The organism is Streptomyces sp. NPDC052682, assembly GCF_040678435.1.
Lineage (GTDB): Bacteria > Actinomycetota > Actinomycetes > Streptomycetales > Streptomycetaceae > Streptomyces.
Window position 1 is genome coordinate 169209 of sequence record NZ_JBFATS010000015.1, and the last position, 18488, is coordinate 187696.

The following is an 18488-nucleotide window of genomic DNA, read 5'->3' on the forward strand; positions in this document are numbered from 1 at the left end:
GGGCCGCACCGCGTCCAGCAACCGTCGTCCCCCTCAGAAACCGTCCTCCCCGAGGAACTCGGTGTCCTCCCCCTCCTCCTCCAGCGCCCGGCGTACCACGCGCAGGGCCAGGCCCTGGGGGTACCCCTTGCGGGCGAGCATCCCGGCGAGCCGGCGGAGACGCTTGTCGCGGTCGAGGCCACGGGTGGCGCGCAGTTTGCGGTCGACCAGTTCGCGTGCGGTGGCCTCCTCCTGCTCGGAGTCGAGCTGGGAGACGGCCTCGTCGATCAGCGTGGAGTCCACGCCCTTGGTGCGCAGCTCCTGGGCGAGGGCGCGCCGGGCGAGGCCGCGGCCGTGGTGCCGTGACTCCACCCAGGCGTCGGCGAACGCCCGGTCGTTGATCAGCCCCACCTCCTCGAACCGGGAGAGCACCTGCTCGGCGACGTCGTCCGGGATCTCCCGCTTGCGCAGGGCGTCGGCGAGCTGCTTCCGCGTGCGCGGGGTCCCGGTGAGCAGGCGCAGGCAGATCGCCCGTGCCCGCTCCACCGGGTCCCCTGGAGGTTCCTCCTGCTCGGCCCTCGACAAGGAGGAGGCGCCTCCGTCCTGTGCGGCCGTCTCACCGGACGCGGCCCGGCCGCGCCCGCGGCGCCCACCGCGCAACTCGCCGTCACGCGAGCGGCCTCGGCGGGAGCCGCCGGCTGCCCGGCGTACCCCACGGCCCCGGCTGCCACCGGAGTCCTCGCCTTCGGCACCGGCCGCGCCGAAGGTGTCGTGCAGCCCGTCGTCCCCGTAGGCGTCGTCCCTGTAGGCGTCGTCACCGGCCGCGGTCGCGGCCGGGTCGCCTTCGGTGCCCCTCCCCCGCGGGGTACCGAAGGCGGCGTCCTCGTACTCGGCCCAGTCGGTTCGTCGGGTCACGGGTCAGCTCTTGGCTGCCGCGGCCTTGGACTTGGTGGCCTTCGCCGCTGCCGGGGCGGGTACCGCGGCCGCGGTGTCGGCCGGGGCGGCGGGGACGGCGGTGTCCGCGCCCGGCTCGGCGACCGGCTCCTCGGGCCGCACGCCCACGCCCAGCTTCTCCTTGATCTTCCTCTCGATCTCGTTGGCCAGGTCGGGGTTGTCCTTCAGGAAGTTGCGCGCGTTCTCCTTGCCCTGGCCGAGCTGGTCGCCCTCGTACGTGTACCAGGCGCCGGCCTTGCGGACGAAGCCGTGCTCCACGCCCATGTCGATCAGGCCGCCCTCGCGGCTGATGCCCTGGCCGTAGAGGATGTCGAACTCCGCCTGCTTGAAGGGCGGGGCGACCTTGTTCTTGACGACCTTGACGCGGGTGCGGTTGCCGACCGCCTCCGTGCCGTCCTTCAGGGTCTCGATGCGCCGGATGTCGAGGCGCACCGAGGCGTAGAACTTCAGCGCGCGGCCACCGGTCGTGGTCTCCGGCGAGCCGAACATCACGCCGACCTTCTCGCGGAGCTGGTTGATGAAGATCGCGGTGGTCTTGGACTGGTTGAGCGCACCGGTGATCTTGCGGAGGGCCTGGCTCATCAGGCGGGCCTGCAGACCCACATGACTGTCGCCCATCTCGCCCTCGATCTCCGCGCGCGGGACGAGTGCCGCGACGGAGTCGATGACGATGAGGTCGAGGGCGCCGGAGCGCACCAGCATGTCGACGATCTCCAGCGCCTGCTCGCCGTTGTCCGGCTGGGAGAGGATCAGCTGGTCGATGTCGACGCCGAGCTTCTTGGCGTACTCGGGGTCGAGGGCGTGCTCGGCGTCCACGAAGGCGACGGTGCCGCCGGCCTTCTGGGCGTTGGCCACGGCGTGCAGGGTCAGTGTGGTCTTACCGGAGGACTCGGGACCGTACACCTCCACGACACGGCCACGGGGAAGGCCGCCGACGCCGAGGGCCACGTCGAGCGCGGTCGACCCGGTCGGGATGACCTCGATGGGCTCCTTCGAGCGCTCGCCCATGCGCATGACCGCGCCCTTGCCGAATTGCCGTTCAATCTGTGCGAGTGCGGCATCCAGGGCCTTCTCGCGGTCGGTTCCTGCCATGGGTTCCACCCGGTTTGCTTGAGTCGATCGCTTCACGTCAATGACGCTAACGCCTGCCACTGACAATGCGCCTTGACGCCCGTCCGGCCTGTGGATAACTCGGGTACGTCTCCACCGAAACCAGGGTGAATCACCTACCCGAGCGGCTCGCCGGAGCCTCTATATGAACGGATGTTCGATTTTCGTGTCAAGCGCACCACGCGGCACACAGCGACGCCGCCCAGGCCGCGGGAAGACCGCTCACCCACCGGGGGATCACCGCCCGGCTACCGTGGTGCCGCGTGACCCACACTGAGATCGAGATCACCGCAGAACTGGTCCGGGACCTGCTGCGCGACCAGCACCCCGACCTGGCCGGTCATCCACTGAGGCTCGGCGCGCGCGGCTGGGACAACCAGCTGTGGCGGCTCGGCGACGACCTGGCCGTGCGGCTGCCCTGGGCGACGCCGTCCGCGGACGCGCTGCTGCGCGAGGAGCACGAGTGGCTTCCCGTTCTCGCCCCGCGGCTCCCCCTCCCGGTTCCCGTGCCGCAGCGCCTCGGTGAGCCCACCGAGCGGTTCCCGCGCCCCTGGATCGTCACCACCTGGGTGCCGGGAACGCCCGCCGACCGCGCCCCCGCCACGCGCGCCGCGGAAGCGGCCGACGCCTTGGCCGCCTTCCTGACGGCCCTTCACCGGCCCGCTCCCCAGGGGGCGCCGGCCGGCCGCGACCGTGGCGGCCCGCTGGCCGACCACGCGGAGGGGTTCGCCTGGCAGCTGGCCTCGGCCACCGGGCGCGGGCTGGTCCCCGACCCGGACGCCGTCCGCGCGGTCTGGGAGGACGCCGTGACCGCGCCCGAGTGGCCGGGCCCGGCGCTGTGGCTCCACGGCGACCTGCATCCGGCCAACGTCCTCACCGCGGACGGCACCTTCTGCGGAGTGATCGACTTCGGTGACCTCTTCGCGGGCGATCCCGCCTGCGACCTCGCCGCCGCGTGGACGCTGCTGCCGGACGGCGCCGCCGACCGCTTCCATGACGCCTACCAGCCGTCCCCGGACACCGCGACCCGACGCCGGGCCCGTGGCTGGGCGGTGCTGAAAGCCCTCGCCTGCCTCCTCATCGCGGATGCGGGCCTGCGCGGGCTCCCGGGCGGCAAGCCCACCTGGGGCCCGCCCGCCCACGCCGCGCTGCGACGCCTCACCGCCACGATCCGCTGACCGAGCCCAACGACAGCGCGGTGGGGCACCCCTCGCCCCGGGTGGCTGACGGGCCCGAGCCGTCCGAGCCCGTCAGTCACGCGGCCGCGGCTCCGGGGAAGCCGAGCCTTCCCCGGCCTGCCCGCCCACGCCGCGCTGCGACGCCTCACCGCCACGATCCGCTGACCGAGCCCTCCGACAGCCCGGTGGGGCACCCCTCGCCCCGGGTGGCTGACGGGCCCGAGCCGTCCGAGCCCGTCAGTCACGCGGCCGCGGCTCCGGGGAAGCCGAGCCCTCCCCGGCCTGCCCGCTGCCGGGCCGGGCCGCGCCCGCTCGCCGGGTCCACAGGCGCCGCACGTACCTGAACAGACCCGGGCCGTCGCCCGATCTGCGGTGCCCGTGGACCCGGGGGTCGTCGGTGACGGCGTACCTCTTCACGTATGCCCCCAGGAAGGCCTGGAGCGTGGCGATCGCCGGGATGGCGATCAGCGCGCCGACGGCGCCGAGCAAAGCGGTGCCCGCGACGACCGACCCGAAGGCGACCGCGGGATGGATGTCGACGGTCTTCGAGGTCAGCTTGGGCTGCAGGACGTAGTTCTCGAACTGCTGGTAGACCACGACGAAGATCAGCACCCACAGCGCGTACCACGGGTTGACCGTGAACGCGATCAGCATGGGCAGGGCACCCGCGAGATACGTGCCGATGGTGGGGATGAACTGCGACACCAGGCCCACCCACACGGCGAGCACGGGCGCGTACGGCACGTCCAGGACCTCCAGCAGGATGTAGTGCGCGATGCCGGAGACCAGCGCCATCAGGCCGCGCGAGTAGAGGTAGCCGCCGGTCTTGTTGACGGCGATCTCCCACGCGCGCAGCACCTCGGCCTGCCGGGCGGGCGGCAGGACGGAGCACAGCGCGCGGCGCAGCCGTGGGCCGTCCGCGGCGAAGTAGAACGAGAACAGCCCGATCGTCAGCAGCTGGAACAGACCCCCGATGACCTGCGCGGACACGTCCAGGACACCGGTGGCGCTGTTCTGCACGTAGTTGCGCAGCCAGTCGGAGCGCAGCAGCCCCTCCTGGATGTCCACGCGCCGCAGGTCGGTGTGGAAGTGGGTGTTGATCCAGCTGATGACGGAGTCGAGGTAGTTCGGGAAACCCTCGACCATCTTGATGATCTGGCCCGCCAGCATGGACCCGAGCAGCGTGACGAACCCCGCCGCCACGATCGTCACACCGATGAAGACGATGAAGGTGGCCAGCCCCCGGCGCATCCCCCGTGAGGCCATCCAGCTGACCGCCGGCTCGATGGCGAGCGCCAGGAAGAAGGCGATCAGGATGTTGATCAGCAGACCGGTGAGCTGGTGGAACGCCCAGCTGCCCAGCTGGAACACGGCAACGAGCGCGAGGGCCAGCACCATGGCACGCGGCAGCCAGCGCGGCATGCGGGCACTCGGCCCGGCGGTGCCGGCGGGCGGTGGCCCGGGGGGCGGTGGCCCGGCGGGCGGCGTCGCGCCGGACGGGGGTGTGTGCGGGGCAGGCTGCCCGGACTCGTCAGTGGGTGCCACGGGTCAAGTCTCGCCCACACCACCGACAACGAACCGTTGGGGGACGATCTTCGTGCGGCATCAGCGCTTCTCCGGTGGCACGTTCATGACCGAGCACACCACGCGCCACACGTCCTTGGCCTCCCAGCCGGCCTCCAGGGCCTGGTGGACCGTGCGCCCGCCGAGCTCCGACATCACATGGTCGCGCGCGAAGGTGTCGGCGTAGCCGGGACCGAAGTGGTCCGCCATCCGCTCCCAGAAGACCGTCAACCGCATGACCTCAGTATCCCGCTCGCGGGTGCGGCCCCGGTCCGCGCCCCGTTCGAGACCGCTTTCCGCCCTACGGTCTGTCGCATGGCCGATACAGGAGCTTCCGCACTCCCCTCGACGTCCCCGGCGCACACCCCGCTCGCGCGCGCGGAGCGGTTCGTGTGGCTCACCGCGCGCGTGCTGGAGCAGCGCCTCTTCGCGCACCACTTCCGGGGCGGCGGCGCCGACCCAGTGGAGACGGCGCTGGACGCCTACCGCAACGACGACGGCGGGTACGGCCACGCGCTCGAGCCCGATCTGCGCGGTCCGGTCAGCCAGCCCCTGCACGCCGCGCACGCCCTGCGCGTCCTGGACGCCATCGGGCGCTGCGGCGGCCAGCGGGTGGAGCGCCTGTGCCGCTACCTGACGTCCGTCTCCACTGCGGACGGCGCGCTCCCCGCGATCCACCCCAGCCAGCGCGCCTACCCGGCGGCGCCCTTCGTCCCGGTCGTGGACGACCCGCCCGGCGCTCTGCTGAGCACCGGTCCCGTGGTGGGCCTGCTGCACCGCAACGAGGTGTGGCACGCCTGGCTGTTCAGGGCCACGGACTTCTGCTGGCAGGCGGTGGAGTCCCTGGAGAAGTCCCACCCGTACGAGATCGAGGCCGCCGTCGCCTTCCTGGACTCCGCCCCCGACCGCTCACGCGCCGAGGCGGCCGCCGACCGGCTGGGCCGCCTGGTGCGCGAGCACCGCCTCGCGGCCCTGGACCCGGACGACCTGGCCGCGTACCCGGTGGCCCCCGGTTACGCCCCCGGAGAGCACCACTTCCCCCACGACTACGCGCGAAGCCCGCACTCTCTCGCGCGCGCGTGGTTCACCGACGACGAGATGGCCCGCTCCCTGGACTTCCTCGCGGCGGAACAGCGGGAGGACGGCGGCTGGCCGATCCGATGGCGGCAGTGGGCCGAGGCCCCCGCCCTGGAGGCACGCCCCCTGGTGACCATCGAGGCCCTGCGCACCCTCAGCGCGTACGGCCGCTCCCTCTCCTGACCGTCATCCGCCCAGGGCCCGCACCCCGGCGGTCACCGCCACGGCCACGGCCACGACCAGCAGGAACGGCGCCCGCAGCAGCAGCGCCACAGCGGCGGCGCCCAGCCCGGCCGCCCGCGCGTCCAGCACCAGCGCCTGCCCGTCGGCGAAGGTCTGCTGGGCCGTGAGGGCGGCCAGCAGCGCGACGGGCAGCAGGGCGGCCAGACGCCTGACGAGAGGCCGCTCGAGCGCGCCCGCGGGCACCAGCAGGCCGGCCAGCTTGACGGCGTAGCACCCCAGGGCGGTCACCCCGACCGCGATCCACACGCTCAACGGTCTTCTCCCGTCTTGTGGTTCTTCCCAGACTTGCGGTGATGCCCTGGTCGGTGGTCTTGCCGGGCGTTGTGGTGCGCCTCAGTCCCGTGGTCGCGCCTCGCCCTGCGGCCCGCCTCAGCCCCGTGGTCTCCCCCGGCCCCGCGGTCCATCTCGGCCCGGCGATCTCCGCTGGCCCCGCGGTCCATCTCGGCCCGGCGATCTCCCCCGGCCCCACGGTCCATCTCGGCCCGGCGATCTCCCCCACCCCCGCCGTCTCCCCCAGCCCTGCGACGCCCCTCCGCCCAGAGCACGACCGGTGCCGCGAGCGCGGCCGCGAGGACGGGCACCCCGGCCGGGAGAACGGGCAGCAGCCCGAGGCCCAGCAGGACGGCGAGCGCGGCGACCGCCCGCTCGCGCCCGGTCCGCAGCATGGGCGCGAGCAGCGCCAGGAAGACCGCGGGCCCCGCCGCGTCCAGCCCCCACGCGTCGGTGTCCCCGAGCGCCTCGGCGCCCAGCGCGCCGAGCAGCGTGGTGAGGTTCCACAGCACGTACAGGCTGAGCCCCGTCACCACGAACCCGAGCCGCGCGGCGCGCCGGCCGGGCTGCGCCAGCGCCACGGCGGCCGTCTCGTCGATGACCCAGTGCGCCGCGAACGGCCGCAGCGCGCGCGGGAGGGACAGCAGCTGCGACAGACGCAGCCCGTAGAACGCGTTGCGCACCCCCAGGAAGAAGGCGCCCGCGGCCGCGGTGAGCGGAGCGCCACCGGCCGCGAGTGCCCCCACCAGGGCGAACTGGGACGCCCCGGTGAACACCAGAAGGCTGAGCGCGCACGTCTGCGTCACGGAGAGCCCGCTGCCGGCCGACGTCACCCCGAAGGCGAACCCGGACACTCCTACGGCGACTCCGACCCCGAGGGCGTCCCGGACGACGGCACCGTCCGGTTTCCCCCGTACCTCTGCGATAGCTGTCTGTTCTGCCACGTCTCCGGACGTTACGAGGGCCGCCCCCGCGCGTCTTGTACGTTCTTGCGCTCCCGCTGGTACGCCCCGGGAGGCACTCCGACGATGCGGCTGAAGTGCCGGTTGAGATGGGGCTGGTCGGCGAAGCCCACGGCGAGGGCGGCCTCGGCGGGCGTCACGCCCGTGTCCAGGAGCTGCCGCGCCCGCCGTACGCGCGCGTCGGTGAGCCAGGTGTGCGGGGGCATCCCGTACACGTCGCGGAACGCCCGCAGCAGGGCGAACGGACCGGTCCCCAGCTCCACCGCCAGCTCCTCAAGGGTCGGCGGGCCGGCCATCCGCTCCTGAAGCACCGCACGCGCGCGTGCCGCGATCCGCGCTCCCGCGCTGCGCACCTCCCGCCGCGGCAGCGGCCCTCCGTTCAGGCGCAGCAACCGGGTCACGGCGACCCGCAGCAGCGTGTCGGCGGCCAGCGCGTTCCCCTCGTCGGCGGCCCGCAGCACCTGGTGCACCAGCCCCGCGGCGTACGGATCGTCCAGCACGGGGCTCACGAACCCCGGCGTCCCTCGCAGAGCCGTCGTCTCCGCCGCGATCTGCGCCACCACCTCGGGCGACGGATACACGGCCCCGTACCGCCACCCCTCGGGAACACCCGCCCGTCCGGTGTGCGGCGTGTCCGGGTTGACCAGTGCGAGGGCACCGGCCCCCGCGTACTGGTCACCTCCGCCGTGGTGGAACACCTCCACCCCGTCGGCGATGGCGGCGATCACGAAGTTCTCGTGCGTGTGGCGCACGAACGTCTTGTGGATGTACCGGGCCCGCAGCAGATCGACGCCGGGCAGCTCGGTGTACTGCCAGTGCCGAGCGCGTTCCTTGCCCGCATCCGCCATACGCCCATTGTCATGCCGCGCCGGCCGGCGCGGAGCCCGGCACCGGCTTCTCCCCGCACCGCCGCCGGGGGCACCCGTTGTCAGTGCCGGGGTGCACGATGGACGCATGGTCAGCAACGCGCACCGAGCCCTGGACGGCTTCTCCCCCGCGACCCGCGGCTGGTTCACGGGGGCGTTCTCCGCGCCCACCGCCGCTCAGGCCGGTGCGTGGCAGGCCATCCGCGAGGGATCGGACGTGCTCGTCGTGGCCCCCACCGGCTCCGGCAAGACCCTGGCGGCCTTCCTCGCCGCGCTGGACCAGCTGGCGTCCACACCGCCGCCCGCCGATCCGAAGAAGCGCTGCCGCGTGCTGTACGTCTCGCCCCTGAAGGCGCTGGCCGTGGACGTGGAGCGCAACCTGCGCAGCCCGCTGACCGGCATCCGGCAGGAATCCGTCCGTCTGGGCCTGCCCGAGCCCGAGGTGAAGGTCGGCATCCGCTCGGGCGACACCCCCGCCGCCGAGCGCCGGGCGCTGTCCACCCGCCCGCCGGACATCCTGATCACGACACCCGAGTCCCTGTTCCTGATGCTCACGTCGGCCACGCGCGACGCGCTCACCGGCGTCGAGACGGTGATCCTCGACGAGGTGCACGCCGTCGCCGGCACCAAGCGCGGCGCGCATCTGGCGCTCTCCCTGGAGCGGCTCGACGAACTGCTGCCCCGGCCGGCCCGCCGCATCGGCCTCTCGGCGACGGTCCGCCCGGTGGACGAGGTCGCCCGTTTCCTCTCCCCCCGCCGCAAGGTGGAGATCGTCCAGCCGGAGTCGGGCAAGGAGTTCGACCTGTCGGTCGTGGTCCCCGTCGAGGACATGGGCGAACTGGGCGGCTCCCCGGTCAGCGACGGCTCCGAGGGGGCGGAGCGCCCGTCGATCTGGCCGCACGTGGAGGAGCGGATCGCCGACCTCGTCCAGTCGCACCGCTCCACGATCGTCTTCGCGAACTCCCGCCGCCTCGCCGAGCGCCTGTGCAACCGCCTCAACGAGATCGCCTACGAGCGAGCCACCGGGGAGCCCCTGGAGGAGCACCACGCCCCGGCCGAGCTCATGGGCGGCTCGGGCGCGGCCCAGGGCGCCCCGCCGGTGATCGCCCGCGCCCACCACGGCTCGGTCTCCAAGGAGCAGCGCGCCCTCGTCGAGGAGGACCTCAAGGCGGGACGCCTGCCGGCCGTGGTCGCCACCTCCAGCCTCGAACTCGGCATCGACATGGGCGCGGTCGACCTGGTCGTCCAGGTCGAGTCCCCGCCTTCCGTCGCCTCCGGGCTGCAGCGCGTGGGCCGCGCGGGCCACCAGGTCGGCGCGGTGTCCACCGGCGTCGTCTTCCCCAAGTACCGCGGCGACCTCGTCCAGGCCGCGGTCGTCACCGAACGCATGCGCACCGGCGCCATCGAGTCCCTGCGGATCCCCGCCAATCCCCTGGACGTCCTCGCCCAGCAGCTCGTCGCGATGACCGCGATGGACACCTGGCAGTTCGACGACCTGCTCGCCGCCGTCCGCCGGGCCGCGCCCTTCGCCTCGCTGCCCGAGTCCGCGTTCACGGCGGTGCTGGACATGCTCGCCGGCCGCTACCCGTCCGACGCGTTCGCCGAGCTGCGCCCGCGCGTGGTGTGGGACCGCGTCACCGGCACGATCACCGGCCGCCCGGGTGCCCAGCGCCTCGCGGTCACCTCCGGGGGCACGATCCCCGACCGCGGGCTCTTCGGGGTCTTCCTGGCGGGCGCCGACCCGAAGAAGGGCGGCGGCCGGGTCGGCGAGCTCGACGAGGAGATGGTGTACGAGTCGCGCGTGGGGGACGTCTTCACGCTCGGCACCAGCTCCTGGCGCATCGAGGACATCACACGCGACCGCGTCCTGGTCTCCCCGGCGCCGGGCGTACCCGGACGGCTGCCGTTCTGGAAGGGCGACCAGCTGGGCCGCCCGCTGGAACTGGGCCGGGCCGTGGGCGCGTTCCTGCGCGAGCTGGGCTCCCTGCCCGAGGAGGACGCCCGCCTGCGCCTGCTGACGGCGGGCCTGGACGCCTGGGCCGCCGACAACGTCCTGTCGTACCTGGACGAGCAGCGTCAGGCCTGCGGCCACGTCCCGGACGACCGCACGATCGTCGTGGAGCGCTTCCGCGACGAGCTCGGCGACTGGCGGGTGGTGGTGCACTCCCCGTTCGGCGCCCAGGTGCACGCCCCGTGGGCCCTCGCCCTCGGCGCCCGCCTCTCCGAGCGGTACGGCATGGACGCGCAGGTCATGCACGCCGACGACGGCATCGTGCTGCGCCTGCCGGACGCCGACCTGATGGGCCTGGACCTGCTCGACCAGGAGCCGGTGAAGGCCGGCGCGGAGTACGACGCGGACCAGGCCCCCGTGGGCGCGGCCGACGTCGTCTTCGACAAGGGCGAGGTCGACCAGATCGTCACCGACCAGGTGGGCAGCTCGGCGCTGTTCGCGTCCCGGTTCCGGGAGTGCGCCGCACGCGCGCTGCTGCTGCCGCGCCGCAACCCGGGCAAACGCACCCCGCTGTGGCAACAGCGCCAGCGCGCCTCCCAGCTGCTCCAGGTGGCGAGCGAGTTCGGCTCGTTCCCGATCGTCCTGGAGGCGGTCCGCGAATGCCTCCAGGACGTCTTCGACGTCCCCGGGCTCGTGGAGCTGATGGGCGACCTGGAGGCCCGCAAGGTGCGTCTGGTCGAGGTCACCACGCCGGAGCCGTCCCCCTTCGCGCGTTCCCTGCTCTTCGGCTACGTCGCCCAGTTCCTGTACGAGGGGGACTCCCCACTCGCCGAGCGGCGCGCCGCCGCCCTCTCCCTGGACTCCCGGCTGCTGGCCGAACTGCTGGGCCAGGCGGAGCTGCGCGAACTGCTCGACGCCGACGTGCTGACCGAGCTGGAGCGGGAGCTGCAGTGGCTTACCGAGGACCGCCGTGTCAAGGACGTCGAGGGCGTCGCCGACGTGCTCCGGGTGCTCGGCCCGCTCACGGACGCCGAGCTGGCGGAGCGGGGCGCCGAGCCGCAGTGGGCACCGGAGCTGGCCCGCGCCCGGCGCGCGATCAAGGTCCGGATCGGGGGCGCCGACCACTGGGCGGCGATCGAGGACGCGGGCCGGCTGCGCGACGCGCTCGGCACGGCACTGCCGGTCGGCGTCCCCGAGGCCTTCACGGAGCCCGTGAAGGACCCGCTCGGCGACCTCCTGGCGCGCTACGCCCGCACCCACGGCCCCTTCACATCGGCCACGGCCGCGGCGCGCTTCGGCCTGGGCGTGGCGGTCACCGAGGGCGCCCTCCAGCGGCTCGCCGCGAGCGGGCGGGTCGTCCAGGGTGAGTTCCACCCGGCCGGGATCGGCCAGGAGTGGTGCGACGCCGCGGTCCTGCGCCGCCTGCGCCGCCGGTCGCTGGCCGCCCTGCGGCACGAACTGGAGCCGGTGCCGCCGCCCGCGCTCGCGCAGTTCCTCCCCCAGTGGCAGCACATCGGCAAGGGGCATGCCCTGCGCGGCATCGACGGGCTGGTGCGCGCGATCGAGCAGTTGCAGGGGGCGTCCGTGCCCGCCTCCGCCCTGGAGAAGCTGGTCCTGCCGTCCCGGGTGGCCGACTACGCCCCCGCCATGCTGGACGAGTTGACCTCCGCCGGAGAGGTGGTGTGGGCCGGGGCGGGCTCCCTGCCCGGCAAGGACGGCTGGGTCTCCCTCTACCTGGCCGACGCGGCCCCGCTGCTCCTGCCGCCCGCGCACCCCCTGGAGCTGACCGCCCTGCACCGGTCCGTCCTGGAGGCCCTCGCCGGCGGTTACGGCCTGTTCTTCCGCCAGATCGCCGACCACGTCCGGGCCACCACCCACCCCGACGCCACCGACCCGCAGCTGGCCGACGCCCTGTGGGACCTGGCCTGGGCCGGGCACCTGACGAACGACACCCTCGCCCCCATGCGGTCGTTGCTCGGCTCCGGCCGTACGGCGGGCTCCACGGCCCACCGTGCCAAACGCACGGTCCCGCGCGGCCGCTACGGCTCCCTGACGGCTGCCGCCCGCGCCGCCTCCCGCAGCGGCCCGCCGACCGTCGCCGGCCGCTGGGCGCTGCTGCCGGACCGGGAGGCCGACCTCACCGTGCGCGCCCATGCCCTGGCCCGCACACTCCTCGACCGGCACGGCGTGGTCACCCGGGGCGCCGTCGCCGCGGAGGGCGTCGAAGGCGGCTTCTCGGCGACGTACCGCGTCCTGTCCGCCTTCGAGGACAGTGGTCAGGCCCGGCGCGGCTATGTGGTGGAGGGCCTCGGTGCCGCGCAGTTCGCGATGGACGGCGCCGTGGACCGCCTGCGCGCGGTGGCCAACGCCCGCGACCGCGGCGAGCCCCTGCCCGGCCCGGGCACCGGCAACGGCACCGCGACCGGCACCAGCACGCCCGACGGCTTCGGCTCGCTCGACGACCCCCGGCCCTCCGACGCCTTCCGCGCCTCCGACCCGTTCTCCGCTCACGGCACCGACGACCCGTGGCAGCACGGCTTCGGAGACCTGGACGGCGACACGTACGATCCCGCCCCGGCCTCCCGCCCCGCACCCGGCGACTACGTCTCGCCCCGTGACCTGGCCCCGCAGACACCCCCGCCCTGGCGAAACGGCGGCCGCACTTCGTACGACACCGGCCTCCCCGGCCGTCGCGGCCTGCCCGACCCGGCCTCCCGGGCGGTGGTCCTGGCCGCGGCCGACCCGGCGAACGCGTACGGCGCGGCCCTGCCCTGGCCCGAGCCACCGGCCGGCGCCGGCCACAAGCCGGGCCGCAAGGCGGGCTCCCTGGTGGTGCTGGTCGACGGCGAGCTGACGCTCTACGTGGAGCGCGGCGGCAAGACCCTGCTGGCCTGGTCCGCCGACCCCGACGCCGGCCCCACCGACGACCCCCGCCTGCGCACGGCCGCCGAGGCGCTGGCGGCGGCCGCCCGGGCGGGCTCGCTGGGCACGGTCACGGTGGAACGCGTCAACGGCACCCCGGCCCTGACCTCGCCTCTGGGCACCCTCCTGGAAGCCGCGGGATTCGTCGCGACCCCGCGCGGACTGAGGCTGCGCGCGTGAGCCGGGCGACGGCGGGACGCCGTGACCACGGCAGCCGCACGTCCCGCCCACCTCATGTCACCCTTGACCCATGCCCGAAGGAGACACGGTCTGGCAGACGGCGAGACGGCTGCACAGCGCCCTCGCCGGCCGGGTGCTGACCCGCAGCGACCTCCGCGTCCCCCGGTACGCCACCGCCGACCTCACCGGCCGCACCGTCCTGGACGTCACCCCGCGCGGCAAGCACCTCCTCACCCGCCTCGAGGGCGGCCTGACCCTGCACTCGCACCTGAAGATGGACGGCTCGTGGAAGGTGTACGCGCCGGGGCAGCGCTGGACCGGCGGCCCGGGCCACCAGATCCGCGCGATCCTCGGCAACGCCGACCGGACCGCCGTCGGCTACCGCCTCCCCGTCCTCGAACTCCTGCGCACCGCCGACGAGCCGCGGGTCGTCGGCCACCTCGGCCCCGACCTCCTGGGCCCCGACTGGGACCCGGAGCAGGCTTTGGCCAACCTCCTCAAGGATCCCGCCCGCCCCCTGGGTGAGGCCCTGCTCGACCAGCGCAATCTCGCCGGCATCGGCAACGTCTACAAGTGCGAGCTCTGCTTCCTGCTCGGCGTCACCCCGTGGCTCCCCGTCGGTGAGCTGCCCCCCGACCGGGCGGCCCAGCTGCCCGGACTCGCGAAGAGGCTCCTGGAGGCCAACCGCGACCGTGCCATCCGCAGTACGACGGGCCGCCGGGGACCGGACCTGTTCGTGTACGGCCGGGCACCCCGCCCGTGCCCGCGGTGCGGCACCTCGATCCGGGTGGCCGACCAGGGCGACGGCTCCCGCGAGCGCCCCACGTACTGGTGTCCCACCTGCCAGCCGGGCCCGGCACCGGTACCCCGGCACCGGGCCAGGTCCCGCTGACAGGGCGGGAGTACAGCTCAGGCGGCGAGCAGGGCGTCGATCTGGCCGACCGCCTGCTGCAGGCCCTCGGCCATGCCCATCTTCATCAGCCGCTCCATGTCCTCCCGCGACTCGAAGACCGAGCGCAGCTCCATCCGCGTACCGCCGTCGTGTGCGGTGAGCCGCACGCGTGCCGTGGTGGTGGGCATGGTGTCGTTCGGTTTGCCGTCCTGGTCGGCGAACCCGTCGACGAACTCCAGGGAGGTCGGCGGGTCGACGGCCGTGACCCGCCACCAGCCGCGGTACTTGTCGCCCTCGGGGCCGGTCATGTAGTAGCTGACCGCCCCTCCCGGCGTCAGGTCGTGCTCCTCCACGGTCGCCGGGTACGCCGGCGGGCCCCACCAGCGCTCCAGCTGACGCGGGTCGGCCCACAGCTGCCACACCCGCTCCACCGGTGCGGTGAAGTCGGCGACGAGCGTGAGCGTGAGATGGTCGAGGTCCTTGTCCACGCTGGTGACGGTCATCGGTCCTGTCCTTCCGTCGAGTCGTCCCGCTCGGGGCCGCTGTCCTGCGCGAGCAGGCGGGACATCCGCTCCACCCTTCCACGCCAGGCCGTCTCGAGCTCGTCGAGAACCTGCCGGGCCCGGTCCACGGCCCCCGGGTCTGTTCGCACGAGCTGCTCCCGCCCGCGTCGCTGCTTGGTGACCAGACCGGCCCGTTCCAGCACCGTGACGTGCTTCTGCACCGCGGCGAAACTCATCGGATAGGCCTCCGCCAGCCGTGACACCGACAGCTCGTCCCGCACGCAGCGGCGGAGTATGTCGCGCCGTGTGGCATCGGCCAGGGCGTGGAACAACCGGTCCGCGGCCTCGTCGGCCCCTCCATCTACAACCATTTGGTTGTACGTTAGCTCCGCGCCGGCCCGCTGTAAAGAGCAGCTGCCGCCTCCGGCCGGCGTCGCACCGGAAACCTCCGGGCGCCCACCACCGGAGCGGCACTCCACCGCTCTCCTGGAGGCGACACCGGCACCCATCGAACCCGCCGCACGCCCGGCCTCACGGCCGGAGCCGCGGCCTCCCCCGGCGGCCGCGCCCCCGCCCTCCGAGACCGCCCCGCCGGAACCACGACCGGCCGCCTCCCAGAGGACCGGCCCCCACGCTCCCACCCGAGTCGGCCTCCGCCGACCCACCCGAACCGCGCACCGCCGCTCCCCCCGAACCAGAACCGCCGCAGCCGACCCCGCCCGAACCGGCCGCCGCCCCTCCACCCCGCTCCCCAGGCGCCGCCCTGTCGGCCCCGACCGACCCGACGCCACCGCCACCAAAACCGGCACCGGCACCGGCACCGGCGGAAACCAACCCACCCGAACCGTCGTCACCCACCACCCCCACGGGGGCCGAGCCCGCCCGCCAGGCCTGCCGCCACCGTCCGGTGGCCACGGCCCCCGCCGCCCGCCGCTTCGGCATGCAGTGCACCGGCAGGAGGCTCAGCCCCCACCCCCCGGCGACGACCGCCCCCTCCAAGGCTCCGGCGTCCGGCGCCAGTGCGAGCCGCCACGCGGCCCACCACCACAGCACCACGACCCCGAGAACGGCCCCCCGACGCACCGTTCGCCCCACCATGGCCGTCCACCTCCAGGCGGACGCTATTCGGCCGCTGACCCCCTGGCACAGGGCGCACCGACGGCACACGGGCGCATCGCCCCCCACCGTCCGCCGCGCATCGGGGGCCGGCCGCCGCAGACCGGACACCACCCGGCGCAACCCGGCGGAACCCCTTGAAACCCCCCGAGGCCCCGCGGGCACGTCACCCGTTCTCGGCCTGGAACATCCAGTGATGCTTCTCCAGATCACCGGTGACGGCGATGAGGATGTCCTGGGTCACGGGATCGGCCTCCGCGGTCGCTCCGATCCGCTCGCGCATCCGTACGATCACCGCACCCAGGGCGTCCACGAGCGCCGACACCGCGGCCGTGTCGTCGACCCAGCCCTCGGGTGTCACACCGATACCGCTGCCGACGGCGACCGTCGCGGCGCGCCCGTCGGGTGGCACGCCCAGCGCCGCGGCCCGCTCCGCCACGGTGTCGGAGTGCGTCCGGGCGGAGGCCACGACCTCGTCGAGCTGGAGGTGCACGGAGCGGAAACGCGGCCCGACCACGTTCCAGTGGATCTGCTTGGCCACCAGGGCGAGGTCCACGAGGTCGACGAGCGCGCCCTGCAGCGCCTCGGACACCGTCTTCAGGCTGGCATCGGACAACGGGCTCTTCACGACGTACATCGCACCTCCGTCGGCTGCCCCCACCACGTCTCTCCACCATGACCGCACCACGCCACACCGGCAAACGCTCACAAAAGGGACGGATGGAGCATGCGAAAACCCCGGCGACGCCTCCCCGGATCTTCCCCGGAGAGGCCCGGCCGGGGCCTCATCACACTCGGTCGGCGGCTCGGCGCCTCGTACGGAGCACCCGCACCAGCGCGCGGAGGGCCTACGCGGCGACGACGTCCACCGCTTCGGCAGGCGCCTTGATGGTCACCCGCTCCGGCGGCACACCGGTCACCGACACGGAGCCCAGCATCGGACGAACCGGCGTGGGAACAGGCTCGCTGGGGGTGGCCGCAGCAGACTGGGCCAGCTCGGCGAGGGCGAGCTCGTCGCTCACTTCCCGCATGAGCTCGGACATCCGTACGTCCAGCGCGTCGCAGATGGCGGCGAGCAGCTCGGAGGAAGCCTCCTTCTGCCCCCGCTCCACCTCGGAGAGATAGCCGAGTGAGACTCGGGCGGACGAGGAGACTTCGCGCAGAGTACGGCCCTGGCGCTGGCGCTGCCGACGCAGCACGTCACCCAGCAGGCGACGGAGCAGAATCATCGGTGGCTCCCTCCTCGGACCGCGTAGCCGCATCCTTCTCGCCCCACCGTACCGCCTTGCGCCGCGGCCGTGCGGGGAGCGATGTCGTGTTCACTCAGGGCTGCAAACATCAAAACCCCCCGTTCCGTTCCGTATCCTGTGCCCGCTCATTCCCGGTCTGTTCGCCCGCAAGCTCCTTCAGCAGGAGTGCGAGTACGCTCCGTACACTCTCTCTACGAATTTCCGCGCGGTCGCCGTTCAACCGCAGGGACGCCACTTTTCCGCCGGCGGCGGAACCGGACCCCGGCCCGAAGGGCCCGTCCACGGCGACGAAAACCGTCCCGACGGGCTGCCCGTCCTGGGGGTCGGGGCCGGCCACGCCGGTGGTCGCGATGCCCCAGTCGGCACCGAGCGCCTTGCGGACACCCACCGCCATCTGGGCCGCGACCTGCGGATCCACCGCGCCCTGTGCCGCCAGCAGGGTGGCGTCCACACCGAGCAGTCCGGCTTTCAGTTCGGTGGCGTAGGCGGTCACCGAGCCCCGGAAGGCCTTCGAGGCCCCGGGGACCGATGTGATCTCCGCCGCAACGAGGCCACCGGTCAACGACTCGGCGACGGCGAGCGTCTCGCCCTTCACCGTCAGTAGTCGCACCACGTCGGTGGCCGTGGAACTCACGCTTCCTTCTCCTCCAACGCCGCCTTGCGCTCGGCGATTCCCCGCCTGCGCAGCACAATGGCTTGTCTCACATAGTCGAGTCCGGTCACGACGGTCAAAACGACCGCCACCGCCATCACCCAGAACCTCAGGGTCGCCAGCCATCCCGTCAGCGCCAGCACGTACATGCCGACGGCCACGCCCTGGGTGAGGGTCTTGAGCTTGCCTCCCCGGCTGGCGGGGATGACGCCGTAGCGAATGACGAGAAAACGCAGCAGGGTGATGCCGAGTTCCCGTCCGAGGATCACGCCGGTGACCCACCACGGCAGGTCGCCCAGGGCCGACAGACAGATCAGTGCCGCTCCCATGATGGCCTTGTCGGCGATGGGATCGGCGATTTTCCCGAAGTCGGTGACGAGGTTGTAGGCGCGCGCCAGATGACCGTCGAACAGGTCGGTGATCATGGCGATGGCGAAGGCCGCCCAGGCGAGCGACCGCCACGCGGGGTCGTGCCCGCCGTCGGCCAGCATCAGTGCCACGAAACCCGGCACGAGGATCAGCCGGAGAACGGTCAGCAGATTGGCGACATTCCACACGCTGGCCTGGTTCACGGCGGCGGCCGCCAGCTTTCCGCCCCGGGCGGGCTTCACACCGCTGCCCGCCCCGGCGCCACCCCCGGAGGCCTCCTCCGCGCCGGAAGCCGCGTCCCCCTCGCCGCCCGGCACGCCGTCACCGCCCGTCGCGGAAGCCCGCCCGGCCGAAGAGATCCCCTCCTCAGCCGAAGCAGCACCCCCACCCGCAGGAGCACCAGCGGACCCGGCCCCGTCACCCGGCAAAGCCCCCGTGACACCAGACGCAG

At 73.6% G+C, this 18488-nt stretch carries 16 protein-coding genes and 2 pseudogenes; 4 read left to right on the forward strand and 14 right to left on the reverse strand.

Translation table 11 applies throughout. From position 1 onward, the window contains the following. Positions 1–33: 33 nt before the first annotated feature. A complete protein-coding gene (gene recX, locus AB0K80_RS23965; protein ID WP_365672840.1) occupies positions 34–894 on the reverse strand; it encodes a recombination regulator RecX in 861 nt (286 codons plus the stop codon). Positions 895–897: 3 nt separating this feature from the next. Next, positions 898–2025 (reverse strand): recombinase RecA, encoded by a 1128-nt coding sequence (gene recA / locus AB0K80_RS23970; RefSeq protein WP_365672842.1) that lies wholly within the window; start codon positions 2023–2025, stop codon positions 898–900. Positions 2026–2306: 281 nt separating this feature from the next. On the opposite strand from recA, the gene AB0K80_RS23975 reads away from it, so the two are divergent. Further along, positions 2307–3221, forward strand: coding sequence for an aminoglycoside phosphotransferase family protein (locus tag AB0K80_RS23975; RefSeq protein WP_365672844.1), 915 nt, complete (start codon positions 2307–2309; stop codon positions 3219–3221). Positions 3222–3458: 237 nt separating this feature from the next. Here the strand turns inward: AB0K80_RS23975 and AB0K80_RS23980 are convergent, their stop codons facing one another. Both AB0K80_RS23980 and AB0K80_RS23985 read right to left on the reverse strand, forming a co-directional pair. Further along, complete coding sequence (locus AB0K80_RS23980; RefSeq protein WP_365672845.1) at positions 3459–4766, reverse strand: AI-2E family transporter; 1308 nt, start codon at positions 4764–4766, stop codon at positions 3459–3461. Positions 4767–4826: 60 nt separating this feature from the next. Continuing rightward, a complete protein-coding gene (locus AB0K80_RS23985; protein ID WP_365672847.1) occupies positions 4827–5021 on the reverse strand; it encodes a DUF3046 domain-containing protein in 195 nt (64 codons plus the stop codon). Between the two features lie 78 nt (positions 5022–5099). On the opposite strand from AB0K80_RS23985, the gene AB0K80_RS23990 reads away from it, so the two are divergent. After that, a complete protein-coding gene (locus AB0K80_RS23990) occupies positions 5100–6044 on the forward strand; it encodes a hypothetical protein (protein WP_365672849.1) in 945 nt (314 codons plus the stop codon). Positions 6045–6047: 3 nt separating this feature from the next. Here AB0K80_RS23990 and AB0K80_RS23995 read toward each other — a convergent pair whose 3' ends face one another. The 3 genes and pseudogenes from AB0K80_RS23995 to AB0K80_RS24005 form a co-directional block, all read right to left on the reverse strand. Next, on the reverse strand, positions 6048–6356 hold the full coding sequence (locus AB0K80_RS23995) for an AzlD domain-containing protein (RefSeq protein ID WP_365672852.1): 309 nt from the start codon (positions 6354–6356) through the stop codon (positions 6048–6050). 263 nt (positions 6357–6619) lie between these two features. Then, positions 6620–7318: pseudogene (locus AB0K80_RS24000) on the reverse strand (AzlC family ABC transporter permease); the annotation flags it as partial. Between the two features lie 11 nt (positions 7319–7329). Continuing rightward, positions 7330–8184 carry an AraC family transcriptional regulator gene (locus AB0K80_RS24005; RefSeq protein ID WP_365672854.1) on the reverse strand — a complete coding sequence of 285 codons (855 nt, stop codon included), beginning with the start codon at positions 8182–8184 and terminating at the stop codon, positions 7330–7332. 106 nt (positions 8185–8290) lie between these two features. Here AB0K80_RS24005 and AB0K80_RS24010 point away from each other — a divergent pair, with 106 nt between their 5' ends. Both AB0K80_RS24010 and AB0K80_RS24015 read left to right on the forward strand, forming a co-directional pair. After that, complete coding sequence (locus tag AB0K80_RS24010) at positions 8291–13255, forward strand: ATP-dependent helicase (RefSeq protein WP_365672856.1); 4965 nt, start codon at positions 8291–8293, stop codon at positions 13253–13255. A gap of 70 nt (positions 13256–13325) precedes the next feature. Further along, complete coding sequence (locus AB0K80_RS24015) at positions 13326–14147, forward strand: DNA-formamidopyrimidine glycosylase family protein (RefSeq protein ID WP_365672858.1); 822 nt, start codon at positions 13326–13328, stop codon at positions 14145–14147. 17 nt (positions 14148–14164) lie between these two features. Here the strand turns inward: AB0K80_RS24015 and AB0K80_RS24020 are convergent, their stop codons facing one another. The 7 genes and pseudogenes from AB0K80_RS24020 to pgsA form a co-directional block, all read right to left on the reverse strand. After that, positions 14165–14650 (reverse strand): SRPBCC domain-containing protein, encoded by a 486-nt coding sequence (locus AB0K80_RS24020; RefSeq protein ID WP_365672860.1) that lies wholly within the window; start codon positions 14648–14650, stop codon positions 14165–14167. Further along, positions 14647–15021 (reverse strand): metalloregulator ArsR/SmtB family transcription factor, encoded by a 375-nt coding sequence (locus AB0K80_RS24025; RefSeq protein ID WP_365672862.1) that lies wholly within the window; start codon positions 15019–15021, stop codon positions 14647–14649. Before AB0K80_RS24025 ends, AB0K80_RS24020 begins: the two co-directional genes overlap by 4 nt. A 511-nt stretch (positions 15022–15532) precedes the next feature. Then, positions 15533–15748: pseudogene (locus AB0K80_RS24030) on the reverse strand (hypothetical protein); the annotation flags it as partial. A 184-nt stretch (positions 15749–15932) separates the two neighbouring features. Then, complete coding sequence (locus AB0K80_RS24035; protein ID WP_365672864.1) at positions 15933–16403, reverse strand: DNA starvation/stationary phase protection protein; 471 nt, start codon at positions 16401–16403, stop codon at positions 15933–15935. A 211-nt stretch (positions 16404–16614) separates the two neighbouring features. Next, positions 16615–16995, reverse strand: a complete 381-nt coding sequence (locus tag AB0K80_RS24040; RefSeq protein ID WP_167997591.1) for a helix-turn-helix transcriptional regulator — start codon at positions 16993–16995, stop codon at positions 16615–16617. A gap of 109 nt (positions 16996–17104) precedes the next feature. Then, positions 17105–17650 carry a CinA family protein gene (locus AB0K80_RS24045; protein ID WP_365672866.1) on the reverse strand — a complete coding sequence of 182 codons (546 nt, stop codon included), beginning with the start codon at positions 17648–17650 and terminating at the stop codon, positions 17105–17107. Continuing rightward, positions 17647–18465: a CDP-diacylglycerol--glycerol-3-phosphate 3-phosphatidyltransferase gene (pgsA, locus tag AB0K80_RS24050; RefSeq protein WP_365672868.1), complete on the reverse strand. Its 819-nt coding sequence runs from the start codon at positions 18463–18465 to the stop codon at positions 17647–17649. Before pgsA ends, AB0K80_RS24045 begins: the two co-directional genes overlap by 4 nt. Positions 18466–18488 lie beyond the last annotated feature (23 nt).